We start from the raw sequence: 23,956 nt of genomic DNA on the forward strand, positions 1-23,956 counted from the left end.
GAGCGGCGGCATCGGCATGATCCGCCATGTGATTGCCGGGGTGCTGATTTTGGCGATCATCGAAAACGCGATGAACCTGAAGAACATCGACACGTTTTACCAATACGTGATCCGCGGCTCGATCCTGCTGCTGGCGGTGGTGATAGACCGCATGAAGCAACGCTGACCTCAAGCTCTGCGAGGAATCAATGTGGGAGGGGGCAAGCCCCCTCCCACATTGGATCTGCACTGTTTTGATGTTGGGTATTTGCCATAATGCTGCCGCGTTCACACTTATAGGCCCCGATATGCAGGAAACATCCGACACCCCCGGCAAAGACGCCGCCCCCACCGGCACCCAGACCCTGCTGCGTGGCTTGGGCGTGGTGCAGGCGGTGGCCGCCGGAGCACGGGATCTGAAAGAGATCGCCCGGCGCATCGGCACCACCCGCAGCACCACACACCGCCTGGCCAGTTGCCTGGTGGAGGAACGTTATCTGCGTGTGGTGCCGCAAGTCGGCTATTTGCTGGGGCCAAAACTGATCGAGCTGGGCTTTCAGGCGCGCGAGGAATTGCCGCTGGTGAGTCTGGCGGTGCCGTACCTGGATGAGCTGTCGGCGTTGACCGGCGACACCATCCACCTGGCCATCCGTGAGTATGACGACGTGCTCTACCTGCACAAGAACCCTGGCCGCAATGGCCCGGAAATGCGCTCGCGGGTTGGCCATCGCATGCCGCTGGCGCGTACCGGGGTGGGCAAGGCGATGCTGCTCGATGACAGTGTGGCGGAGTGGCAGCGCTTGTACGAAGCCAGCTTGCCCGAGGGTGGGAAAAACCTGCAGTGGCCGCAGCACCCGGAACAGTCCTGGGCGCAGTTCGAGCAGCGCATGCATGAATACGTGGTGGGCGGTTACGCGTTCGATCTGGAAGACAACGAGCCGTCGATCCGTTGCGTGGCGGCACCGGTGCGCGATGCCAGCCGGCGAATCGTCGCCGGCATCAGCATCGCCAGTACCGTGCCCTATATGCCGCTGGAGAAAATGGCCGAGCTGATCCCTGTGATCAAACAGGTGGCGGCCCGGCTGTCCGCAGAGTTGGGCGCCAAAGCCTGATCAGGCCTTGAGGGTCGCCATGTCGATGACGAAGCGGTACTTCACATCACCGGCGATCATGCGGGTGAAGGCCTCGTTGATCTGGCGGATGTCGAGCATTTCGATGTCGCAGGTGATGCCATGCTCGGCGCAGAAATCCAGGACTTCCTGGGTTTCGGCAATACCACCGATCAACGAGCCGGCCAGCACTTTGCGGCCCAGCACCAGCTTGGCGGCATTCACCGGCGGGTCCACCGGCTCGATCAAACCGACCAGGATATGCACGCCGTCAAAGCGCAGGGTATCCAGGTAGGGGTTGATGTCGTGCTGCACCGGGATGGTGTCGAGCAGGAAGTCGAAGTGCCCGGCGGCGGCTTTCATTTGCTCGGCGTCGGTGGACACGATCACATGGTCGGCGCCCTGGCGACGGCCTTCTTCGGCCTTGCTCGCGGAGCGGGTGAACAGCGTGACTTCGGCGCCCATGGCCTTGGCGAACTTGATGCCCATGTGGCCCAGGCCGCCCATGCCGAGGATGCCGACCTTGTCGCCGGCCTTGACCCCGTAGTGCTTGAGCGGCGAATAGGTGGTGATGCCTGCGCAAAGGATCGGCGCGGCGCTGGCCAGGTCGAGCTTGGCCGGAATCTTCACCACGAAATGCTCGCTGACCACGATGCTGTCGGAGTAACCGCCCATGGTGTTGCTGCCGTCCACGCGATCGGGGGTGGCGTAGGTCATGGTCGGGCCTTCGAGGCAATATTGCTCCAGGTCCGATGTGCACGCGGCGCAGGTGCGGCACGAATCGACCATGCAGCCAACGCCCACCAGGTCGCCGACTTTATGCGCGGTCACGCTGGCACCGACGGCGGTGACCTTGCCGACAATCTCGTGGCCCGGCATCAACGGGTACACGGCGATGCCCCATTCGTTGCGCGCCTGGTGGATATCGGAGTGGCAGACGCCGCAGTAGAGAATCTCGATGGCCACGTCATCGGCGCGCGGGCTGCGGCGTTCAAACGACATGGGGGCGAGGGGAGTGGTGGCCGACTGGGCGGCGTAACCGATAGCGGTATACATAGGGAAAACCTCGCAGGAACAATAAACAAGTGAGGCGTGCCATTCTCCCCGCCAAGCCTGCACGCGGCCATGGTGATTGCTCCGGGTGTTATGCCTATTCGTCCGGGAGTGCCCCTGGTTTGGATGCATTGGCCGCCAGACCTGCGATGATGCTCTCATCCCTTTTTTGCGAAGTTTTTTGCCATGTTGTTGACCCGCCATCTCGACGCCAACGCCACGCTGGTTTGCCTGATTGAGGGGCTGACGCCCCGCGATGGTTTTTCCCCGACCTGTCTGCCGGGCGTAAAAGTGTTGCGTGCCAGTTGCGATGTGGCGCGCGGGCCGCAGATTTATGAGCCAAGCCTGATGTTCGTCGCTCAGGGCAGCAAGGTCGCGTACCTGGGCCCGCGTACCCTTGAATACGGCGCCGGGCATTACCTGATCCAGGCAATGCCGGTGCCGTTCGAATGCGAGACCTTTGCCATGGCCGACGATGCACCGCTGTACGGCGTGACGGTAGGCATCGACCGGGTGGTGCTGGGCGAACTGGTGATGGCCATGGGCATGCAGGCCGGGCCGCCACCGACGGCGCAGACCCTGGCGTCGATGAGCTCTGTGGTGCTCGATGATGCCATGCGCGGTTGCGTGGAGCGGCTGTTGCAATGTCTGTACGACCCGCTGGAAAGCCGCATCATGGGCCCGGCGCGGGTACGCGAATTGCTGTTCACTGCGTTACGTGGCCCGCAGGCGGATGTGTTGCGCGCCCTGGTCGAGCAACAGGGGCAATTCTCGCGCATCGCCACGTCGTTGAGTCACCTGCATGCCCATTACGCCGAGCCGCTGAATATCGAGACCCTGGCCGGGTATGCGCACATGAGTGCGTCGACCTTTCATGAGCACTTCAAGCGTTGCACCCTGTTGTCGCCGGTGCAGTACCTCAAGCGTCTGCGTTTATTGAAGGCCCAGCAGTTGCTGCTGGCGGAAGGCATGGGGGTGGCGCAGGCGGCGCACAGCGTGGGGTATCAGAGCACGTCGCAGTTCAGTCGCGAGTACAAGCGCTATTTTGAGCGTAATCCCGGCGAAGAACGGGCTGCCTAGATTCTGTTGATGCAGCTCGGTCAATGTGGGAGCGGGCTTGACCGAGTCGACTGGCCTTTTCCGACCGTAAAAAAGGCCCCCGTCTGGGAGCCTTCTTCTCAAGCAGCTGGTTTACATATTCGGGTAAGTCGGCCCACCCGCGCCTTCCGGCGATACCCAGGTGATGTTCTGCGACGGGTCCTTGATGTCACAGGTCTTGCAGTGCACGCAGTTCTGGGCGTTGATCTGGAAGCGTTTCTCGCCGTCTTCCTTCGTCACTACCTCATACACGCCGGCCGGGCAGTAGCGTTGCGCCGGTTCATCATAGAGCGGCAGGTTGGTGCCGATCGGGATGCTTGGGTCTTTCAACTTCAAGTGGCACGGCTGCTCTTCTTCGTGGTTGGTGCCGGAGATGAACACCGAACTCAGCTTGTCGAAGCTCAGCTTGCCGTCGGGTTTGGGGTAGTCGATCTTCTTGCAGTCCTTGGCCAGCTTCAGGCAGGCGTAGTCCGGCTTGTTGTCGTGCAGGGTGAAGGGCAGCTTGCCGGCAAAGATGTTCTGGTCCAGCCAGTTGAAACCGCCGCCGAGGATGGCGCCGAACTTGTGCACGGCAGCGCCGAAGTTGCGGCTGGCGAACAGTTCTTCGTACAGCCAGCTCGACTTGAAGCTGTCGACGTAAGCGGTCAGTTCATCACCGCCTTCGGACTCGGCAAACAGACGGTCGGCCACGGCGTCGGCGGCGAGCATGCCGGATTTCATCGCGGTGTGGCTGCCTTTGATCTTGGCGAAGTTCAGAGTGCCGAGGTCGCAACCGATCAGCGCGCCGCCCTTGAATACCATTTTCGGCAGCGAGTTCAGGCCGCCTTTGCAGATGGCACGGGCGCCGTAGCTAATGCGTTTGCCGCCTTCCAGGTGCTGGGCCAGTACCGGGTGATGCTTGAGGCGCTGGAATTCATCGAAGGGCGACAGGAAGGTGTTGCTGTAGGACAGGTCGACGATCAGGCCGACCACCACCTGGTTGTTTTCCAGGTGATACAGGAACGAGCCGCCGGTGTTCTCGGTGCCCATGATGTCCAGCGGCCAGCCGGCGGTGTGCACTACGAGGCCGGGTTGGTGTTTGGCTGGGTCGATTTCCCAGATTTCCTTGAGACCGATGCCGTAATGCTGGGCGTCGGCGTCGCTGTCCAGGTTGAAGCGCTGGATCAGTTGCTTGCCGATATGCCCACGGCAACCTTCGGCGAACAGCGTGTACTTGCCGCGCAGTTCCATGCCGGGGGTGTACACGCCTTCCTTGGGCTTGCCTTCGCGGTCGACGCCGAGGTCGCCGGTGATGATCCCGCGCACCACGCCGTTCTCGTCGAACAGCGCTTCCTGGGCGGCGAAGCCTGGGTAGACTTCCACGCCCAGGTTCTCGGCCTGCTGGGCCAGCCAGCGGCACAGATTGCCCAGGGAAATAATGTAGTTGCCTTCGTTGTGCATGGTCTTGGGCACAAAGAAGTCGGGCACCTTGGTGGAGGCGTCGGGGCTGCGCAGTACATAGATGTCGTCGCGCACCACGGGCGTGTGGAGCGGGGCGCCCAAGGCTTTCCAGTCCGGGAACAGTTCGTTCAGGGCGCGGGGTTCAAACACCGCACCGGAGAGGATGTGAGCGCCGACTTCGGAGCCTTTCTCGACCACGCAGACGCTGATTTCCTTGCCGGCGTCAGCGGCCTTCTGTTTCAGGCGGCAGGCGGCGGACAGGCCTGCAGGGCCGGCGCCGACGATGACCACGTCGAATTCCATGTATTCGCGTTCCACAGGCTATCTCCTACTCAAGGCTCAACGGGCTTTTTTCTAATGGGTGGAGGTTCGGTGCGGCCGTGCGGCGATGGCAGGGCTCACCTTTCTCTCTAGGTGGCGCATTCTAGGTCGCGCATTATATCTACACCACCATGAGCGTCCAATACAAACGTTTGTTTGAATCGCCCGCAGGCTAGGTAAATCAAAGCAACGCGGCTTATGACTGGCTATTTTGCCGTATTGACCAGAATAGGCGTTCCGGTCAATATACGGTCGGTTTTGCGCTTACCGTAGGCAGACTGCGGGTTCCAGGAGCACGTCCAAAAACAGGCCAAGGCAGGTGCGCTCAGCAAAGCGCGCGCAGTTTACACGCCGCCATACAAGAATGACCTGTCAGTCCCCCCTGACGAACGGTCATCACTGCCCGTGATCAAGGTCACACGCCGAGGTTTTTGGAGGTGCCCTTGTGTGCCGATGAGCATCAACCGCCAGGTTCGCCTAGGCGACTTTCTTTTCACCGGAGAGTAACGAGGAATCCATGAAGGTTCTTGTAGCTGTCAAACGCGTTGTCGATTACAACGTGAAAGTTCGCGTCAAGGCGGACAATTCCGGCGTCGACCTTGCTAACGTCAAGATGTCGATGAACCCTTTCTGTGAAATCGCCGTGGAAGAAGCCGTACGCCTGAAAGAGAAAGGCGTTGCGACCGAAATCGTCGTGGTTTCCATCGGCCCCACCACCGCTCAGGAACAACTGCGCACCGCCCTGGCTCTGGGCGCCGACCGCGCCATCCTGGTCGAGTCCGCTGAAGACCTGACCTCCCTGGCCGTGGCCAAGCTGCTCAAGGCCGTTGTCGACAAGGAACAGCCGCAGCTGGTGATCCTCGGCAAGCAAGCCATCGACAGCGACAACAACCAGACCGGCCAGATGCTGGCTGCGCTGACCGGTTACGGTCAGGGCACCTTCGCTTCCAAGGTTGAAGTCAGCGGCGACAGCGTGGCAGTGACCCGCGAGATCGACGGCGGCGCGCAGACCGTTTCCCTGAAACTGCCAGCCATCGTCACCACCGACCTGCGTTTGAACGAGCCGCGCTACGCGTCCCTGCCCAACATCATGAAAGCCAAGAAGAAGCCGCTGGAGTCGCTGACGCCGCAAGCGCTGGGCGTTTCCACCGCCTCTACCAACCAGACCGTCAAGGTTGAAGCGCCGGCTGCTCGCAGCGCGGGCATCAAGGTCAAGTCGGTGGCTGAACTGGTCGAGAAACTGAAGAATGAAGCGAAGGTAATCTGATCATGACTATCTTGGTAATCGCTGAACACGACAATAAGGTGCTGGCCCCGGCCACCCTGAACACCGTGGCCGCTGCCGTTAAAATCGGTGGCGATATTCACCTGTTGGTAGCCGGCGAGGGCGCAGGCCCGGTGGCTGAGGCTGCTGCAAAAATAGCTGGCGTAAGCAAAGTGCTGCACGCCGACAACGCTGCCTACGCGCATCAGTTGCCGGAAAACGTTGCGCCGCTGGTGGCAGAGCTGGGCAAGGGCTACAGCCACATCCTGGCCGCCGCCACCTCCAACGGCAAAAATATCCTTCCACGGGTGGCTGCACAGCTGGACGTCGACCAGATCTCCGAGATCATCTCGGTCGAAAGCGCCGACACCTTCAAGCGCCCGATCTACGCCGGTAACGCCATTGCCACCGTGCAATCGAGCGCCGCGATCAAGGTCATCACCGTGCGCGCCACCGGTTTCGACCCGGTCGCCGCCGAGGGTGGTTCGGCCGCGGTTGAAGCCGTCTCCGCCGCCCACAATGCGGGCACTTCCAGCTTTGTTGGCGAAGAGCTGGCCAAGTCGGATCGCCCTGAGCTGACCGCTGCCAAGATCGTCGTTTCCGGCGGGCGTGGCATGCAGAATGGCGACAACTTCAAGCACCTATACGCCCTGGCCGACAAGCTGGGCGCTGCGGTAGGCGCCTCCCGCGCTGCCGTCGACGCGGGTTTCGTGCCCAACGACATGCAGGTCGGTCAGACCGGCAAAATCGTTGCGCCACAGCTGTACATCGCCGTCGGTATCTCCGGCGCGATCCAGCATCTGGCTGGCATGAAGGACTCCAAAGTGATCGTTGCGATCAACAAGGACGAAGAAGCTCCGATCTTCCAGGTGGCTGATTATGGCCTGGTGGCGGACTTGTTCGAAGCCGTACCCGAGTTGGAGAAGCTGGTCTAATCCAGTCGCTTCACTTATAAAGAGCCCGGTCTTGTGACCGGGCTTTTTTTTGACTTTCGGAGAGCTTCGCCATGCAATTGCGCCCCTGGATCGTATTGCTGGGCCTCACGCTGCTGCCAACCCTGGCGCAAGCCGGCGGCAAATGTGATCGCCTGGTCATCACCGGCAGCCCGGATGCACCGCCGCTGCTCTGGCGCGACCCGCAAGACCCCACGCACTTGATCGGCGCCACCGCCGATGTGCTGCAGCAGGTGGCCAAGGACCTCGGCCTGAAAATCGACCTGCTCTACGGCGGCAAACGCGCCGCCGCCCTGGATGAAGTGCGCAGCGGACGCATGGACATCCTCGCCGACGCGCCGCTGAACCTCGGCGAGTTGCAAACTCTGGACTACATTCACCCGGCGCTGATGCAACTCGACTACCTCGTCTGGACCCGCAAGGATTCCGCCCTGGTCTACAGCACTGCGGCCGATCTGCACGGCCACCCAGGCGCGGTGTCGGAGCGGGCACGCTTGAGTGCGGATTTCGACACCTTCGCCAGTCAGCAGCTCAGCCTGCAACGCCTGCCCACGCTGACCCCGGCCTTCCAGAAACTGTTGCTGGGGGAAGTGGACTACGTGCTCGCCAGTCGCTATTCCGGCATGGCCATGGCCCAGAGCCTGGGCATGAGCAACGACCTGGTGGCTCGCGACGTGCCCATCGATCAGCCCGGCCTGTACCTGGCCATTTCCCACAACTCGGCCTGCAATGATCCGTGGCTGCGCGGACAGCTGGCGAAAAAGATGACAGAATTGCCCGCGTCCGGTGTGGCGCAAGCTGCGTTGCAGCGCAATCTGGAACGCTGGAAGGCGCAATTGCAGCAACCCGTCGGCACCTCAACACAGTAGGGATTTTCAGTGACTTTTCGACCTCTTTTAGCGGCCCTCGCCGTTGTCGCGCTGGCGGGATGTGCAGCCGATCCTGCGCCGAATGAACAGCTGCGCCTGACCCGGCAAGCGCTTGAGCAAGCCAGTGCGGTCGGTGCCGTCGCCGAAGAGTCGGCCGAATTGAAACGCGCCGAAGACAAATTCGCCCGGGCCGAGGCCGACATGGCCGAGCAGTCCTACAAGGACGCGCGCATGCAGGCCGAGCAGGCCGAACTGGATGCCCGCCTGGCCGAAGCCCAGGTACTGACCCGCAAGAGCCAGGAGCAGTTGAACGTGCTCAACACCCGCATCACCCGCTTGCGCAAGCAACTGCAGTTGGGAGAAGCCCAATGAGCCGGCTGATTCATGGGGTGAGCGCCTTGCTATTGGCCGGCGCCATGCTGGGCGGCTGCGCCACCCATCCAAACAGCGAGCTGGCTCTGCAGCAGGCGGGCGGCGATTTCCAGAAGGTCAAGGAAGACGCCAATGTGCTGCGCTTCGCGCCCAAGGATGTGATCCGCGCCGGTGAGTCACAGGCCCGCGCCGACCGCCTGTCCAGCTACTGGGGCAGCGGTGCCGATGTGGAGCATTACGCCTACCTGAGCCGTCGCTACAGCGCGATTGCCCGTGAACATACCGAGCAGGGGCTCAATGCAGAACGCGGCGCCAAGCTGGAACTGGAGCGCCAGAGGCTGCAACTGGCCCTGCGCGAAAGCAAGCTGTCGAGCGTGCAACAGCAGGGCAAGTGGCTCGAAGAGCAAATCACCAGCCTCGCCACTCAGACCGACCGCGGTTTGGTGATGACCCTGGGTGACGTGCTGTTCGACACGGGGGACGCCGAGCTTAAAAACTCGGCCAACCGCACAGTGCTGAAAATCGTGCAGTTCCTGCAACTGAACCCCAAGCGCGTGGTGCGTATTGAGGGTTATGCGGACAACACCGGCGGCGAGCAGGAAAACCTCAGGCTGTCCCGCGACCGTGCGCAATCGGTGGCCGATGTGCTGGTGGACCTGGGTATAGACGAAAAGCGCGTGCAAGTTGAAGGGTATGGCGACCAGTACCCGGTGGAGGCCAATGCTTCCGAGCGGGGCAGGGCGCAGAATCGCCGGGTTGAAATCGTCTTCTCCGACGCCAAGGGCCAGCTGGGCGCCGCCCGCTAGGAGCCTGGCGCAGGTCAAAATGTGGGAGGGGGGTTGCTTCCGATAGCGGTGGATCAGTCACAACATCATTGACTGACACTCCGCTATCTGGAGCAAGCCCCCTCCCACATGTGTTTCTGTACCGCTGGAAACTCTATCCGCAACCGTTACAGTTTTTGCTGTCACTGCCGCGCGCCCTCGACTATTGTGGCAACTGTCCCCGTACACTTCTAAACTGTGCCGGTATGTTTCACACAAAAATAAAACGCCCGTGAAATCGAGTGCTGCGTCATGACCAATCTGTTGCTTTACCAACGTATTGCCCAGCAACTGGCTGAGGACATCCGGCGCGGTGTCTATCAACCGGGGGAGCGCGTGCCTTCGGTGCGCAAGATGAGCTCTCAGCTCAATGTGAGTCACGCCACGGTTTTGCAAGCCTACGCTAACCTGGAAGACCAGGGGTTGATCCGGGCGCGGCCGCAGTCCGGCTATTACGTGCACCAGACGCCCGCGCTCACCGCGCCCACGCCGGATATAGCTCGGGTAGAGCGCCCGGGGTTGGTCACCCGCAGCAGCATCATTCAACAGGTATTGGGCGAATCGCGCCGCGAAGGCGTGTTTCCACTGGGCGCCGCTGTGCCGAGTGTCGACTACCTGCCGGTGCGGGCGCTGCATCAGCAGTTGGCCAAGGTTACGCGCTTTCAGAGCCCTCGGGCCTTCAGCTATATGTTCAGCCCCGGCTTCGAGCCGCTGCGCCGCCAGGTGGCGATCCGCATGCGTGATGCCGGCGTGGTGGTCGATCCATCCGAAGTGGTGATCACCCACGGCTGCGTCGACGCGTTGCAGATGTCCCTGCGCGTACTGACCCGCCCCGGCGACCTGATCGCCGCCGAGTCGCCGACCTATTACGGTTTGCTGCAACTGGCCGACCTGCTCGGCCTCAAAGTGATCGAGATTCCCAGCGACCCCTCCACCGGCATGAGCCTGGAAGCGTTGCAGCTGGCGGCCAACCAATGGTCGATCAAGGCGCTGGTGCTGACCACACGCTTGAGTAACCCGCTGGGCGGCACCATGCCCGAAGAGCGGCAGAAGCAGTTGCTGCGTCTGGCCTCGGATTTCGATATCCAGATTGTCGAAGACGATATCTATGGCGAGCTGATGTTCGAACTGGGCCGCACCAAGGCGCTGAAAGCCTACGACCGCCTGGATCGGGTGATTTACTGCTCGAGCTTCTCCAAGACGCTGTCGCCCGGTGTGCGCATTGGCTGGATGATCGCCGGCAAATATCAACAGGAGATCCAGCGCTTGCAGATGTTCAGCACCCATTCGGCGTGCAGCGTCACGCAGATGGGCGTTGCTGCCTACCTGGAGAACGGTGGCTATGATCGCCACCTGCGTTACATTCGCCAGGAATACCGCAAGAACCTCAGCGCTTTCCAACTGGCGGTGCAGCAGTACTTCCCCGAAGGCACGCAGATGACCCGGCCCACCGGCGGTTTTATTCTGTGGGTCAGCTTGCCGGGGCGCGTCAATACGCAGGAGTTGCATGTGCGTGCCCTGCAACAGGGCATCAGCATTGCGCCGGGGCTGATTTTCAGCAATACAGAGCAGTTCAACCACTGCATTCGGCTCAACTGTGGCACGCCGTGGAACCGCGAGGCAGAGCGGGCGCTGATGACGCTGGGGATGCTGGCCAGCCAGTTGTGTCAGGAGACCAGTGCCGGCCTTTGAGGTGCGGAACCGGGACAATTCCTACAGGGCTGTGCGTGTCGTGCTTGTCATGCCGCGCACAACAAGCGAGCATATGGCCTTCTGCCGTTAATGCTGTTGGCGATATGAATTCGATTTTTCGCGTTGTAGGAATGATTGGCCTGTTAACGCTGTGCAACGTCGGCGTCGCAATGGCGGCCGCGCCCGTGTCGGACACCAAGCCTGCGGCAAGCGCCGCGCAGGCGGCCTCCACCAAGAAAACGGCGCAGGCGAAGAAAGCTACGGTCGCGAAGAAAAAGCGCGCCTCGGCAAGAAAAAAATCCAAGTCAGCCCGTGAGGTCGCCCAGACCAAACTGCCACCAGCTCAACTGGACCTGTCACTGCCTTCGGACATGGTCAGGCATTTACAGCCGATCGGTACCATGCCCAAACCCAAAAGCGTGCCGCTGCTACCGCCGATGTTCGGCGACAAGCCCAGCGACAACAGCGCGTTCCAGATCAACGGCCGTTTGCTCAGCAACGAGATGAAGCTGCAACTGCGCAATGAAGAACGTCGTGATGTGGAAGGCGCCGCGCTGGATTTCGAATTCAAGCAATAACTATTGTGAGCAAGTGACGCCCTGGCTCGACCATCTGTCGCGGACTGGTCAGTCACTTGTTTTTTGCGTGAAAAACCCTTGTTGGACCATTTTAAAACGGTTGTTCAAGGGCGTACCCTAGCCCCGCCATCCCATTGAGTCGTCGAGGACCTGTTGGTCATGAAATGCCGTGAAGGCTGTGGCGCTTGCTGCATTGCCCCCTCCATCAGTTCGCCGTTACCCGGTATGCCCCAGGGCAAGCCGGCGGGCGAGCGCTGCCTGCACCTGTCGGTCGAACAGCTATGCCAGCTGTTCGGCAAGCCCGAGCGGCCGGCTGTGTGCAGTGACTTCAAGGCGGACCTGGAGGTGTGCGGCACCGACCAGGCTGATGCCATTCGGCTGATCGGCTGGTGGGAGCAGATGACGGCGGCTTGATGGGCTTTACTCTCGGAACTTCAACAATAAGGAATACAACGATGGGTTCGCTGAAACGAATGGCTGTGTTGTGCGGTTTCACGATGTTGTTCGCGGCCACCGCGCAGGCCGAGGACTGGCAGGTGGCCAAGGACGAAGACGGCATCAACGTGTCCCTGAGCGAGGTTGCCGGCTCCAAGTACAAGGCCTATCGCGGTGTCACCTTGATCAAGGCGCCCGTGGCGAAGATTCAGGCGCTGCAGGAAGATGTCGCCGCTGCCTGTTCATGGATTCACGAGTGCAAATCCCAGAAGCTGGTGGACAAGAAGGGCAATGAAGCCTGGACCTACACCCAGTTCAACGCACCTTTCCCGGTGACTGATCGCGATTCCTACACCCACATCACCACCACCAAAAATGCCGATGGCGGCATAACGCGTACATTGCAGGGCGTGCCGACCTACAAGCCGGAAGAAAAAGGCTACGTACGCGTGGCGCAGGTCGAAGGATTCTGGAAGCTGGTGCCCAAGGGCGATAACCAGACCGAGGTCACCTATCAGGTGCACACGGAGCCTGGCGGCAGCGTGCCGTCCTGGCTGGCCAACAAGTTCGTGGTCGATGCGCCGTTCAACACCTTGAAAGCCCTCAAGGAACACGCCGAGAAATAATTGCTGTCGATCAGGTGCCTGCGGCCTTGAGCGGAACGTTTGACGAGCCCTCAAGGTCCAGATGGATGTGAGCCCACACATGGGTTTTATCGAGGAGGCACCGATGCAAATGTGGCAAATTACCTTCGTTGACGATCACGGTGTGCAGTCCGTGGAGCAGTTCGACTGCGAGCACAAGCCCAGCCTCGAAGATGCGGCGCACATGATTCGCAACAAACTCGTGCCGGTCGCCGCAGAACTCGACCTCAATGACCTTGAAGGCCGCAAGCCCGAGCCTACGGTCAAGATCCTCAAGGATCAGAACAGTATCCAGATCCTCGACATTTCGCCCGCCGCCTGAACATTCCTCGTTTGCCAGCGCAGCCCCTCTGGTGGAGGTGATAGCTTCGCGCTACTCTGCAAGCGAGATCAGCGAATGATTCGCTAGGTACTGGTCTTGTCAGCTACATGCTTGTTTTCCCTGCGGTGCAGTCATTGCCGTGGTGCTCGCGCCAACAGCGCGCGGGCTTCGGGAAGCACGGAAAGTCTATCCATCAGTTTGAGGAGGACGTTTCATGAGCACAGCCTATCAAGAAGACATCAGCACCCACGTTCTACGCCGCATGAAAGAAGGCGGTTTTGATTTTTCACGGTTTCACCCCATCGAGTTCTACGCGATTTTCCCGGATGAAGAACGGGCGCGCAGGGCTGCGGGTGAGTTTCGCGGGGAGTCCCTGAATGCCCAGGTCAGCGCACGCGATGATGGCGCCTGGTACCTGGAATTGAGCAAGATCATGTCAGCCACCTACGACGGCATAGGAGACTTCGAGCAAGACTTTGAAGCGGTGGTCGAGCCGTTGGGCGGGATCATTGAAGGGTGGGGCGTCAAGCATCAGGTGCGTGGGTTACCCATGTAGCCGTCTGCACAAACGCTGCGTATCGGCTGACCTTTGGGTCGGCCGATTTTGTTTGTGCTGTGGGAAAACACTGCGCGGATTTTTCGACAGCAAAAAAAAGCCACCCAAGTTGGGTGGCCTAAAGGGAAGATCGTTGCGCTGAAACTGTAGGACGCGTCCTGTTCAGCAGATGTTGGCGATTATCCGCAGCTTCAGCTGCGCAGTGAAATCAAGTCTGACTATGCTGTTGATAGTAAAACGCCGCCTTGCGATGACGCAGGCGAGCAATGCGCCGGGAGTTATGCGCACCAGGACGGTGTGGACATATCCGGGTAGTTATTCAACTCACTGATTTTTAAGTGTTTATGCCGCTGGTACGGGCCTTGCGAAGGTCCGTATGTCCGGGTGACAAGGAGTTCGGCATGATCCGCACTTGTTTCGACGAAATGTACGACGGGGCAGGGCAGGTTCGTCCCCATTACCGTGAATTCGCCCGCTGGTTGGCGCAGACCCCGCCCGAACTGCTGGCCCAGCGCAGGCGCGAGGCCGATTTGCTGTTTCACCGAGCGGGTATCACCTTCACCCTCTACGGCGACGAGCAAGACACTGAACGCCTGATTCCCTTCGACATCATCCCCCGCAGCATTCCGTTCAGTGAATGGCAGATTGTCGAGCGCGGCTGCATTCAGCGGGTCAAGGCGCTGAACCTGTTTCTTGCCGACCTGTATCACGAACAGCGCATCATCAAGGCGGGCATCATTCCCGCCGAGCAGGTGCTGGCCAACGAGCAATACCAACTGGCCATGCAGGGCCTGGATTTGCATCGCAACCTGTATTCCCACATCTCCGGGATCGATCTCGTACGCGATGGCGATGGCACTTACTACGTACTGGAAGACAACCTGCGTACACCCAGCGGTGTCAGCTACATGCTCGAAGACCGCAAAATGATGATGCGCCTGTTCCCTGAACTGTTTGCCGCCCAGCGCATCGCGCCGATCGATCACTACCCCAGCCTGCTGCTCGACACCCTCAAGAGCGCCAGCCCCATCGACAACCCCAGCGTCGTGGTATTGACGCCGGGACGCTTCAACAGCGCCTTCTTCGAGCACGCGTTCCTGGCCAGAGAAATGGGCGTGGAGCTGGTGGAAGGCGCCGACCTGTTCGTGCGCGATGACCACGTATTCATGCGTACCACTGACGGACCCAAGGCGGTGGATGTGATCTACCGTCGCCTCGATGACGCGTTCCTCGACCCGTTGGCGTTCAACCCCGATTCCATGCTCGGTGTGCCCGGCCTGCTGGCGGCTTATCGCTGCGGCAATGTAGTGCTGGCGAATGCGATTGGCACCGGCGTGGCGGATGACAAGTCGGTGTACCCCTTCGTCACCGAGATGATCCGCTTTTACCTGGACGAAGAACCGATCCTGAAGAACGTACCGACCTTTCAGTGCCGCAAGCCTGATGAGTTGTCCCACGTGCTGGCCAACCTGCCGCACCTGGTGGTCAAGGAAACCCAGGGCTCCGGCGGCTACGGCATGCTGGTCGGGCCGGCATCCAGCGCAGCCGAAATCGAAGCCTTTCGCGCGCGCCTCAAAGCCAAACCCCACGCTTATATCGCCCAACCGACCCTGTGTTTATCCACGTGCCCGACTTTCGTCGACAACGGCATTGCACCGCGCCATATCGACCTGCGCCCGTTCGTGTTGTCCGGCAAGGAAACCCGCGTGGTGCCCGGCGGTTTGACGCGTGTGGCGCTGCGCGAAGGCTCGCTGGTGGTCAACTCGTCCCAGGGTGGCGGCACCAAGGACACCTGGGTGGTGGAGGATTGAGCCATGTTGAGTCGAACTCCCTTCATCTACGTGGTGCGCACGTTGGGCGACACCATCCACGGTTCCTGCGCGGAGGCCCCATGAGACTCTCTATCAGTCACGAAACCACATACCACTACGAAGACCCGGTGCGCGCCAGCATCCAGTACCTGCGCCTCACTCCCCACGACAGCGAACGCCAGCAGGTCATCAGTTGGCAACTCGATCTGCCACGTCCGGTGCGCGCCCAAGTGGACCCGTTCGGCAACATCCTGCATGTGCTGACCCTGGATGAACCCCACGATGCAATCGTTATCCGCGCTCGCGGCCAGGTGGATATCGACGAGCTGCGCGAAGCCGAGCATGAGGGCCAGTCGGCGTTTCCCTTTCTGCGCTGCACCCGCCTGACCGAGCCGGACGAAGCGCTGCGCGGCTTTGCCGACCAGCACTGTCAGCAACGCCGTGACCGCAATGCGTTGATCGACCTGATGCACGCGCTCAACCAGAGCATGGTCTACACGCCTGGTGCCACCGAGGTCGATACCTGCGCGGCCCAGGCCTTCGCCGGCGGAGCGGGCGTGTGCCAGGATCACACCCATGCGTTTCTTGCCTGCGCGCGAAGCCTGGGGATTCCGGCGCGCTATGTGTCGGGGTATTTATACAGCGAAGACAGCACGCACCTGGCCAGTCACGCCTGGGCCGAAGCCTGGCTGGAGGACGCGTGGTACAGCTTTGACGTGACCAACCAGATGGCGCGGCCGCAGCGGCACCTCAAGCTGGCGGTGGGCCTGGACTACCTCGACGCCTGCCCCGTGCGCGGCATGCGCCGGGGCGGCGGGCATGAGCAGATGCACGCGAAAGTGTTGGTGATGCCGACACCGGTGATCGAGGTGCAGCAGCAATGATTGCGCCGCTCCTGCAGCATAAGACTCACGGTTGGGCTTTGCGCCCGGCCATGTGCTTCAAATACCCCACCAGCAAATCCAGTTCGCTGTCGGGCAATACACTGGCGGCAAACGCGGGCATCTTGGCCTGTGGCCAGTGCCGCACGTTCTGCGGGTCGCGAATATACCGCTTGAGAAAATCGCCGCTGAAATACTCGGTGGGGCTGTAGGGAATATTCAGGTCAGGCCCCACCTCTGCATCCCCGGCGCCATTGAGCCGGTGGCAGGCCAGACAGTTCTTCTGGAACAGTGCAAAGCCCTGGTTGACCGGATCATTCGCCGCCAGCTCAGGGGCGGGCAATAACGCAGGAAAACGCTCGGCCACGGTCTTTAGCTGTTTGATTCGGGAAACCTGAAACGGCCACTGCTCCGGGCTGATCGGCCCCGCCTGCGGGTCGGTCCACACCAGATAAAACGGCCCGGCGCTTGGTTTGCCAGGCGTCAGGGACGGCCAGGGGTGGGCCGGGTCCTCCACTGCCAGCCAGGCGCGAGCACCGGTTTTTTCCAGCAAGGGCGCGGCGTTGAGTTCGGCCGCAAACCCATCCAGGGCGACCGCCTGCAGATGACTCTGCGGTGCAAGCCCCGGCAACAGCACCGCCAGCGGCACTGCGCGATACGTCATATCGCGCTTGTAGGAAACGTCATCAACGATGTGCACCGTCTGCGCATCCGGGTGCTTGAGCAAGTCGGCGGTCTGCCAGGTCCTGCTGGTGTGGTCCAGTTCGATAGTCAATTGCGCGGCGCCGGCCGGCACGCTGAGCAGCAGGGCGAACAACGCAAGGAGTGTTTTCAACAGTGAGCCCGTTTTCAAGTCGCAATGACCTTCAAGATAGCGGAAATCAGCTTGTAAAAAGACAGCCCCTGCAACGGGATCGCTATGCGCAATACCTCGCAGGTGCTGTCAAAAACTGCAATTCTGATGCGCTGGATGCACAGAACGAGTGGATCGGATCGTTACCCAATAACCTTGGTTAAATTGGGCAGGATCAAAATCAATGTGGTGGCGAACAGAATAAGTCCCGCCTGACGTACTTTCGAATGCTTGAACATGGCTGACTGCCTTTTGTTGTTATTCCTGAGCGTCAAATGCGTGCCGTTGAATCCAGTATCGCGATCTGGCGTGACATCTTTCTTACAGCTGCTCCAGCAAAACCCGGCAGCAACCTCTTACTGAGTTCAACCTTAGAGCCCTCGTTCTTGCACGCTTAGATTCATTTCATATCAGCTAAGCGTGATTCGAGCTTAAAAAGGCATGAGGCATAACGCCATATTGGCGCCAATGCCTTGGCTAGACAGCTAAAACGATTAATCAGGTCATTCCCTCAGATGCCTACCGTTCGTCCGGGCGCAGGGGGTCAAAGCGGCGAGCGCATCCGTTATTGAAACCGTGTCAATCGGGCCTGGATAAAGGCTTGGAGGGTGAACGAGCAGTTCTGCGCTTGCGTTATGGGCATGTTTCAAGGCAGGCTCTCTGGGTGTTCATTATTCCCATCGCCGTGTCAGGTATTTTTTATGTCGCTACGCGTCTGCATTCTGGAAACCGATATCCTGCGCCCTGGCTTGATTGATCAATACCAAGGCTACGGACAGATGTTCAAGCGTCTGTTTTCCCGGCAGCCGATTGCCGCCGAGTTTGTCGTCTACAACGTCGTGCAGGGCGAATACCCGCCGGATGACGAAGCTTTCGATGCGTACCTGATCACCGGCAGCAAGGCCGACTCCTTCGGAACCGACCCCTGGATCCAGACCCTCAAGACGTATGTGATGGAGCGTTACGCGCGCGGCGACAAATTGCTCGGTATTTGTTTCGGACACCAGTTATTGGCATTGCTGCTCGGCGGCAAGACCGAACGCGCGAGCCAGGGCTGGGGCATGGGCACTCACGATTACACGCTTGATGCCAAGGCCCCGTGGATGAGCCCGGAGGTACCGGAGCTGACGCTGCTGATCAGTCATCAGGACCAGGTCACCACCTTGCCGGCCAACGCCACGGTTATCGCCTCGAGTGAATTCTGCCCCATCGCCGCCTACCACATCGGTGATCAAGTATTGTGCTTCCAGGGCCATCCTGAATTCGTCGCTGATTACTCCCGCGAGCTGCTGGAAATTCTTCAGACAACGCTTGGGGAAAAGGTCTACACCCATGGCGTCGCAAGCCTGGAGCGAGACCACCACGGCGCCACCGTGGCGGAATGGATGATGCGCTTCGTGGCGCACAAACCCGAGTCGGCTTAAAGCCAGCCCGACCGCTTGAAGCTGGCCCACAGGCTGATGCAGCCGGTGGCAATCAACCCGAGCACCGCGAAGTAGCCGTAGTGCCATTGCAGCTCGGGCATGTTCTGGAAATTCATCCCGTAAATCCCCGCCACCGCCGTGGGGAATGCCAGGATCGCTGCCCACGCGGCGAACTTGCGCTGCACCACGCTCTGCCGTGACGCCTCCAGCAAGACGCCGATCTCGATGGTCTGGCTGGCGATATCGCGCAGAGTGGTGAGGTCTTCCATCTGCCGCGTCACGTGGATCTGCACATCACGGAAGTAAGGGCGCATGTTCTTGTCGATAAACGGGAAGCTCAGCTTCTGCAGTTCCTGGCTGATCTCCACCATCGGCGCCACATGGCGCTTGAGCCGCAGCACATCGCGGCGCAGGCCGTGGATCTTCTGTATATCGCGTTCGCTCAGCGAGCTGCACAGCACATTGCGCTCCAGCTCATCGATCTCGGCATGGATCGCTTCACTCACCGGCTGATAGTTCTCGGTGACGAAATCCAGCAGCGCATAGAGTACGAAATCTTCCCCATGCTCCAGTAACAGTGGCCGTGCCTCACAGCGCTGACGCACAAAGCCGTAGGACGCCGAGTGGCCGTTGCGTGCGGTGATGATGTAGCCGTTGCCGGCAAAAATATGGGTTTCGATAAACTCCAGCTTGCCGTTCTCGCGCACCGGCGAGTAGGTGACGATAAACAGCGCGTCGCCGAAGGTCTCGAGCTTCGGGCGGCTGTGCTTTTCCATGGCGTCTTCGATTGCCAGTTCGTGCAGATTGAACTGGCGCTGCAGGTTGGTCAGCTCCAGGGTGCTGGGCTCTTCCAGCCCGATCCAGACAAAATGATTCGGTTTGGCGGCCCAGGCCGCGCCTTCATCAAGGGTGATATCCGTGACTTTCTTGCCATCGCTGTAAACGGCTGCCGCAACAACTCTACCCATGATGCTGATCACTTCTAGTCGGGAGGACAGGAGTTGGGCAGCTTAGCCTGATTGACGTTCCGTTGTTGCTCCGGCAATTTCACGGTCCATGGCGGTGATGCATTCATCCATCTGCGCCTGGCACACTTGCATCAACGCTGGAATGTCATCCGCCGTCAGGCCCGCCGTCGGAATCGGCGCCAACGACCGTATGAGCACATCGCCACTGTTCCAGCGATTAAGCTGCATATGCGTCACGTAATTGCTGACACACACCTGCACGATGGGCACACCCGCCGCAATCGCCATATGAAACGCGCCTTTTTTGAATGGCAACAAGCCCTTGCCCAGATTTCGCGTGCCCTCCGGGAACACCCAGATCGACGTGTCTTCATGCTGCAGGGTACGCGTAGTGGTCAGCATCGCGCGGCGCGCCTTGTGCGCATTGCCCCGGTCGATCAGCACATTGCCCGCCAGCCAGAACAGCTGGCCGAACAGTGGCACCCATTTCAGGCTTTTCTTGGCGATACACACGGTGCGGTGGGGCACCACGGTGCCCAGCACAAACAGGTCATAGTTTGACTGGTGATTGGCGATCACCACGCAGGTCCCCGGCTTATCACGCAGCGAGTCGACATTGGCCTTCACGTTCAGGCGCAAAATCCACATCGCCGGCACTGCGTACAGGCGGGCACACAAGCGACTGTTGTCCGGATTGAACGGTCGGCAAATACCCAACAGCACGCCCAGCACACCGGCGACCATAAAGTGCAGACCCATCAACAACATACGCAACAGAAACAGCATCGACACGGCCCATCGAGACAAAAGGTGGCGCAGTGTACGGATGTGCACTGTATTCGGCAATTGACCCTAAGGACGTGGGAGATGGCCGATGTTTAAGCGCATGTTTCAACTAGCGCTGACAAACCCTGTCTGGAGCGGCCAGTAAAGTTTCGGATTTTCTTGTAAGAAAAAGCCCGACACTAGGTCGGGCTTCGGTGGGCGCGGTGCAGGAGCTTAACTGAGGCCATGGCTCTGATCCTGGATGATTGCGTCATCCAACGCCTCCAGCAGTGCCTTGCGCACCTTCAATTTGGTCTGCTTGTGCGCAGCCATATTGATCTTTTTCAACTGCCGCGCCGCTTCCAGAGCCGCTGCGTGCAGTTCCTCCGGTGCCACCACCTTGTCGAGGAAGCCCGCTTGCAGCGCGCCCTGCGGGTCAAACATCTCGGCGTTGATCACCGAGCGGTGGAATGCCGATTTGCGCAGGCGATCGCGCGCCAACTCGATGCCTGCGTGGTGCATGGTCATGCCGATCGCCACTTCGTTCAGGCCAATGCTGAACGGGCCCTCCACGCCGATCCGATAATCCGCCGACAGCAGCAGGAACGCGCCTTTGGCCACCGCATGCCCGGGGCACGCCACAATCACCGGGAACGGATGCGACAACAGGCGCCGCGCCAGCGTCGAACCGGAAGTTACCAGGCCGATGGCCTCCTTGGGGCCTGCGGTCATTACCTTCAAATCATAACCACCCGACAGAATGCCCGGCGTTCCGGTGATGACCACCACCGCGCGATCCTTCTCGGCCTGATCCAGTGCCTCATTAAAAGCGCTGACCACCGCCGGAGAAATGGCATTCACCTTGCCGTTGCTCAAGGTCAGGGTCGCGATACCTTCTTCGAAGTGGTAGGCAATCAACTCACTCATGACGCGTTTCCTTGCAGGACTTGTTATAGAAGAATGCAGCAGACGTTACCCACCACGCACGCCCCGGTAAAGCGCCGTGACTGACTACCCAGTCAGGCTTTTCCCGCACCTGCAAGGGTAGACGGCCCGGAGCAGGGCGTGACAATCGAGTCAGACGCACGCCGTCAGTGCCCGAGAATGGCACAATCACCACCCCCCGTCGGGTGTGTGCTGGCGGAGCGGTCTAACCGCATGAAAATTCTGAAAAAAACCTTTGCCATCAGAAAGGCTTTCGACTACATTAGCGCGCCTCGACAGACTGAACTGGTTTGCCGAGATACGGTGAAGTGTCCGAGTGGCTTAAGGAGCACGCCTGGAAAGTGTGTATACAAGAAATTGTATCGAGAGTTCGAATCTCTCCTTCACCGCCAAATTTGATGTAAACAAAACCCCTGGTTTCGAGAGAAACCAGGGGTTTTGTAGTTTCTGGCCCTTGCAAAGGCGCGTTCAGGCAACTCGCAACATCATGGGCCATCCGCTGAGGTCTGGCCCATGATACGTCGCGTGCCAGAGTGCTGACTCTGACAGTTCCTGCTTACTGCGCAGCCTTCAATTTGACCACATCACCCGAAATCTTCGTGGTATAGCCGCTCAGTACCCACGCCCAGAACCACTTCTCCTGAATTTGTGTATTGATCAGCGCATCACCGCCTTTGGCCTGGATGGCGGCGGTCTGTGCGCGCACGAAGCGGCTGTTCTGGCCGATCGGGATGATGCCGAACAGCATGACGCCGGTGGCGCTGGCTTCGCTGTGGCCCAGAACGGTGTACTGGCTGCTGTCGTATTGCGGGGATTTGATGGCGGTGCCGGTGCAGCCGGCGAGGGTGAAGCCGAGAACGGCTGCTGCAACTGCTTGACGGGCGTACTTCATTGGTAACTCCATGGGCTGAATATCGAGATTCAATTCTCGAAGGCGCGACACTCTAATGGCGTGAAGGTCGGATTGAAATCCATCGTAGGAAATTTCCTGGATTTCTGTGGCGAGCGGGCAAACCCTAATGCCGTTCATTTAAGGAACATGTGTCGGCTTATTGTGGCGAGCGGGCTTGCCCCGCGTTGGGGTGCGAAGCGCCCCCAATCAAGGAAAACGCGGTGTGCATGACGCTGCGCGGAGCATGGTTTTGGGGCTGCTGCGCAGCCCAACGCAGGACAAGCCTGCTCGCCACAGGGAATCTGCGCTTAACTGAACGGCATTGGGGCTTGCCCGCTCGCCACAAGGCGCGCCCCGCATTCAATCAGAGATGCAACCAGGCCAGGCTGCCAAGTACCACGGCCACGCCGCCGGCGGTATACGACAGGCGCTTGAGCCATTCCTTGCGCGTGAGCAAGGTAATCGCCGCCAACGAGATCGCGATCTGAATCGCGGTCATCGCCTGGGCCCAGCGGTGATGCTGGTGCAGGGCCTCCTCGGACTTGTCATTCCATTCTTTGGAGGTCGCTTCAAGTTTCTCCGCCTGTTTGCGTACGTCCTCCTTCTGGCCTTTATAGCGCTGGATTTCATCTGTGTAATGGGCGACGTCGACGCCGGGGATGTGGGTGGCCAGTTCGGCCAGATTCTGGCGGCTGGATTTGGCCTGGTAGTAATTCCACTGGTTGGCGGCTTCGGTCTTGAAGATGGCGGCGTTGTTCTTGTCCATCGCCGCTTCGCTCTCGGTGGAGCCGGCCTGGTAGCTGAGCATGGCGCCGAGGGTGGCCATCAGCGCGGTCATCACGGCAATGCGGCTGGCGAACCTGTCCCCGCGACCGTGGGCATGTTCAGTAGTGTGTTCGATGTGCTTTTCGTGGGGGCTGGGGACTTCGAAGGCTTCGGACATGGCGGCGGCTACAAGCGGACTGAGGGAGTCTGATTCTTCACCGTTAAGGCTGTCTCAAGCCTGTCCGTAACGTCGGAAAATTCGCACATACACCGCGATATTGATCAGCAGTACCAACGCGCCCAAGCCCAGTTGAATCTGCGGTGTGAGCGCGGCCGGGTAAATCAGCGCGAGAATGTAGTGCTCGACAAAGCCGCCGCCGTAGCCGTCTTGGCCGGCCAGGTGGCGAAACAGGTTTTCCCAGCGTGTCAGCGGGCAGGGCAGATGAAACACCTCGACAACAACGCCCCACGCGGCTGCCGGCAGGTGCAGCCATAGGATCGGTCGCCATTTCAAGGCGAGCAGCCCGCCGAACAGCGCGAACAGGATGAAACACAGGTGGAACAGCACGAGGCCATCGGCGGCCAGACGATAGAGCATTTTTGATTCCGTTATAAAGTGGCCGAGGGCGAGGTGTCGCGTGAATGACGTTATAGCTCAAGTTGAATGGCGTTTATCCCGAACGCCTTGGCAATTTTTTCCCGAGTGGTCCGGCGAGGTTTACTGACGACCTCTTGCTGGGCAAATTCGGATTGTGAAATACCCAAGCGACCGGCGACCTCTTCCTGGGTCAGGCCCAAGTGCTCGCGCCACGCCCGGATCGGCGTTGCTCCATCCACCAAGCGGCTTACGACCGCGTGGGGGACCAGATTCGGGTCGTTCTGCTGGGCCAGATAATGTTCATAAGGAATTACCACGAAGGCTGGGCTGCCCTCCGTATTGTGGATGATCTGTACGGCAGCAGGTTCGTTCGTCACGTTTTTTGACCTCTTGAATGCTGACCACATGGATGCCGCCGTCCCAGTCGAATTTGACGGATTTTCTGGTCCAGTGGATTGAGTTCATTGAAGAGCAATAAGTCTTTTATAAGGTTTGCAAGGGGCTTTTTCACACCTTTTTACGCAGGTGATCGCGCCGTTCTCACA

General features: G+C 59.9%; 26 protein-coding genes, 1 tRNA gene and 1 pseudogene. 18 read left to right on the forward strand and 10 right to left on the reverse strand.

Annotation, left to right across the window (positions count from 1 at the left end; translation table 11 throughout):
* Window positions 1-166 (forward strand): annotated as a pseudogene (locus TU75_RS08930) (L-arabinose ABC transporter permease AraH); the annotation flags it as partial.
* 121 nt (window positions 167-287) lie between these two features.
* On the forward strand, window positions 288-1,091 hold the full coding sequence (locus TU75_RS08935; protein ID WP_015372749.1) for an IclR family transcriptional regulator: 804 nt from the start codon (window positions 288-290) through the stop codon (window positions 1,089-1,091).
* Here the strand turns inward: TU75_RS08935 and TU75_RS08940 are convergent, their stop codons facing one another.
* Complete coding sequence (locus TU75_RS08940) at window positions 1,092-2,144, reverse strand: NAD(P)-dependent alcohol dehydrogenase (protein ID WP_003230232.1); 1,053 nt, start codon at window positions 2,142-2,144, stop codon at window positions 1,092-1,094.
* Window positions 2,145-2,327: 183 nt separating this feature from the next.
* Between TU75_RS08940 and TU75_RS08945 the strand changes: the two genes are divergently transcribed.
* A complete protein-coding gene (locus TU75_RS08945) occupies window positions 2,328-3,221 on the forward strand; it encodes an AraC family transcriptional regulator (protein ID WP_060548727.1) in 894 nt (297 codons plus the stop codon).
* A gap of 111 nt (window positions 3,222-3,332) precedes the next feature.
* On the opposite strand, the gene TU75_RS08950 is transcribed toward TU75_RS08945, so the two are convergent.
* Window positions 3,333-4,997, reverse strand: a complete 1,665-nt coding sequence (locus TU75_RS08950) for an electron transfer flavoprotein-ubiquinone oxidoreductase (RefSeq protein ID WP_003230235.1) — start codon at window positions 4,995-4,997, stop codon at window positions 3,333-3,335.
* A 520-nt stretch (window positions 4,998-5,517) separates the two neighbouring features.
* Here TU75_RS08950 and TU75_RS08955 point away from each other — a divergent pair.
* The 13 genes from TU75_RS08955 to TU75_RS09015 all read left to right on the forward strand — a co-directional run bounded on the left by TU75_RS08955 (window position 5,518) and on the right by TU75_RS09015 (window position 16,204).
* On the forward strand, window positions 5,518-6,267 hold the full coding sequence (locus TU75_RS08955; protein WP_003230236.1) for an electron transfer flavoprotein subunit beta/FixA family protein: 750 nt from the start codon (window positions 5,518-5,520) through the stop codon (window positions 6,265-6,267).
* A gap of 2 nt (window positions 6,268-6,269) precedes the next feature.
* Entirely contained in the window at window positions 6,270-7,199 is a 930-nt protein-coding gene (locus TU75_RS08960) for an electron transfer flavoprotein subunit alpha/FixB family protein (RefSeq protein ID WP_003230237.1), read from the forward strand.
* Between the two features lie 71 nt (window positions 7,200-7,270).
* Window positions 7,271-8,086 (forward strand): substrate-binding periplasmic protein, encoded by an 816-nt coding sequence (locus TU75_RS08965; protein ID WP_060548728.1) that lies wholly within the window; start codon window positions 7,271-7,273, stop codon window positions 8,084-8,086.
* 9 nt (window positions 8,087-8,095) lie between these two features.
* Complete coding sequence (locus TU75_RS08970) at window positions 8,096-8,458, forward strand: DUF4398 domain-containing protein (RefSeq protein ID WP_060548729.1); 363 nt, start codon at window positions 8,096-8,098, stop codon at window positions 8,456-8,458.
* The gene (locus tag TU75_RS08975; RefSeq protein ID WP_060548730.1) at window positions 8,455-9,264 is read left to right on the forward strand and encodes an OmpA family protein; all 810 of its coding nucleotides are present in this window, start codon (window positions 8,455-8,457) and stop codon (window positions 9,262-9,264) included. Before TU75_RS08970 ends, TU75_RS08975 begins: the two co-directional genes overlap by 4 nt.
* A 270-nt stretch (window positions 9,265-9,534) precedes the next feature.
* The gene (locus TU75_RS08980) at window positions 9,535-10,974 is read left to right on the forward strand and encodes an aminotransferase-like domain-containing protein (RefSeq protein WP_003230241.1); all 1,440 of its coding nucleotides are present in this window, start codon (window positions 9,535-9,537) and stop codon (window positions 10,972-10,974) included.
* Between the two features lie 104 nt (window positions 10,975-11,078).
* The gene (locus TU75_RS08985; protein WP_060548731.1) at window positions 11,079-11,552 is read left to right on the forward strand and encodes a hypothetical protein; all 474 of its coding nucleotides are present in this window, start codon (window positions 11,079-11,081) and stop codon (window positions 11,550-11,552) included.
* Window positions 11,553-11,711: 159 nt separating this feature from the next.
* Window positions 11,712-11,966 carry a YkgJ family cysteine cluster protein gene (locus TU75_RS08990; protein ID WP_003230243.1) on the forward strand — a complete coding sequence of 85 codons (255 nt, stop codon included), beginning with the start codon at window positions 11,712-11,714 and terminating at the stop codon, window positions 11,964-11,966.
* A 41-nt stretch (window positions 11,967-12,007) separates the two neighbouring features.
* Entirely contained in the window at window positions 12,008-12,613 is a 606-nt protein-coding gene (locus TU75_RS08995; RefSeq protein ID WP_060548732.1) for an START domain-containing protein, read from the forward strand.
* 103 nt (window positions 12,614-12,716) lie between these two features.
* Window positions 12,717-12,953 (forward strand): hypothetical protein, encoded by a 237-nt coding sequence (locus TU75_RS09000; RefSeq protein ID WP_003230245.1) that lies wholly within the window; start codon window positions 12,717-12,719, stop codon window positions 12,951-12,953.
* 214 nt (window positions 12,954-13,167) lie between these two features.
* The gene (locus tag TU75_RS09005) at window positions 13,168-13,509 is read left to right on the forward strand and encodes a ribonuclease E inhibitor RraB (protein ID WP_003230246.1); all 342 of its coding nucleotides are present in this window, start codon (window positions 13,168-13,170) and stop codon (window positions 13,507-13,509) included.
* A gap of 401 nt (window positions 13,510-13,910) precedes the next feature.
* Window positions 13,911-15,320, forward strand: coding sequence for a circularly permuted type 2 ATP-grasp protein (locus TU75_RS09010; protein WP_060548733.1), 1,410 nt, complete (start codon window positions 13,911-13,913; stop codon window positions 15,318-15,320).
* A gap of 80 nt (window positions 15,321-15,400) precedes the next feature.
* Window positions 15,401-16,204 carry a transglutaminase family protein gene (locus tag TU75_RS09015; protein ID WP_003230249.1) on the forward strand — a complete coding sequence of 268 codons (804 nt, stop codon included), beginning with the start codon at window positions 15,401-15,403 and terminating at the stop codon, window positions 16,202-16,204.
* Window positions 16,205-16,229: 25 nt separating this feature from the next.
* Here TU75_RS09015 and TU75_RS09020 read toward each other — a convergent pair whose 3' ends face one another.
* Window positions 16,230-17,036 (reverse strand): c-type cytochrome, encoded by an 807-nt coding sequence (locus TU75_RS09020; protein ID WP_060548830.1) that lies wholly within the window; start codon window positions 17,034-17,036, stop codon window positions 16,230-16,232.
* 719 nt (window positions 17,037-17,755) lie between these two features.
* Between TU75_RS09020 and TU75_RS09025 the strand changes: the two genes are divergently transcribed.
* A complete protein-coding gene (locus TU75_RS09025) occupies window positions 17,756-18,478 on the forward strand; it encodes an amidotransferase (RefSeq protein ID WP_015372741.1) in 723 nt (240 codons plus the stop codon).
* Here the strand turns inward: TU75_RS09025 and TU75_RS09030 are convergent.
* The 3 genes from TU75_RS09030 to TU75_RS09040 form a co-directional block, all read right to left on the reverse strand.
* The gene (locus TU75_RS09030; protein WP_003230257.1) at window positions 18,475-19,446 is read right to left on the reverse strand and encodes a magnesium and cobalt transport protein CorA; all 972 of its coding nucleotides are present in this window, start codon (window positions 19,444-19,446) and stop codon (window positions 18,475-18,477) included. The genes TU75_RS09025 and TU75_RS09030 overlap by 4 nt on opposite strands.
* Before the next feature lie 42 nt (window positions 19,447-19,488).
* Entirely contained in the window at window positions 19,489-20,232 is a 744-nt protein-coding gene (locus tag TU75_RS09035; RefSeq protein WP_060548734.1) for a lysophospholipid acyltransferase family protein, read from the reverse strand.
* A 213-nt stretch (window positions 20,233-20,445) separates the two neighbouring features.
* On the reverse strand, window positions 20,446-21,138 hold the full coding sequence (locus TU75_RS09040) for a crotonase/enoyl-CoA hydratase family protein (RefSeq protein ID WP_060548735.1): 693 nt from the start codon (window positions 21,136-21,138) through the stop codon (window positions 20,446-20,448).
* Between the two features lie 320 nt (window positions 21,139-21,458).
* Between TU75_RS09040 and TU75_RS09045 the strand changes: the two genes are divergently transcribed.
* Window positions 21,459-21,548 (forward strand) — tRNA-Ser (locus TU75_RS09045).
* A gap of 164 nt (window positions 21,549-21,712) precedes the next feature.
* Here TU75_RS09045 and TU75_RS09050 read toward each other — a convergent pair.
* The 4 genes from TU75_RS09050 to TU75_RS09065 form a co-directional block, all read right to left on the reverse strand.
* A complete protein-coding gene (locus TU75_RS09050) occupies window positions 21,713-22,048 on the reverse strand; it encodes a hypothetical protein (protein ID WP_003230266.1) in 336 nt (111 codons plus the stop codon).
* 364 nt (window positions 22,049-22,412) lie between these two features.
* The gene (locus tag TU75_RS09055) at window positions 22,413-22,991 is read right to left on the reverse strand and encodes a DUF4337 domain-containing protein (RefSeq protein ID WP_003230268.1); all 579 of its coding nucleotides are present in this window, start codon (window positions 22,989-22,991) and stop codon (window positions 22,413-22,415) included.
* 54 nt (window positions 22,992-23,045) lie between these two features.
* Window positions 23,046-23,411 carry a DUF2784 domain-containing protein gene (locus TU75_RS09060; protein ID WP_003230271.1) on the reverse strand — a complete coding sequence of 122 codons (366 nt, stop codon included), beginning with the start codon at window positions 23,409-23,411 and terminating at the stop codon, window positions 23,046-23,048.
* Between the two features lie 50 nt (window positions 23,412-23,461).
* A complete protein-coding gene (locus tag TU75_RS09065) occupies window positions 23,462-23,818 on the reverse strand; it encodes a helix-turn-helix domain-containing protein (protein ID WP_003230273.1) in 357 nt (118 codons plus the stop codon).
* Window positions 23,819-23,956: the final 138 nt, after the last annotated feature.

The organism is Pseudomonas poae, assembly GCF_001439785.1.
Lineage (GTDB): Bacteria > Pseudomonadota > Gammaproteobacteria > Pseudomonadales > Pseudomonadaceae > Aquipseudomonas > Aquipseudomonas poae.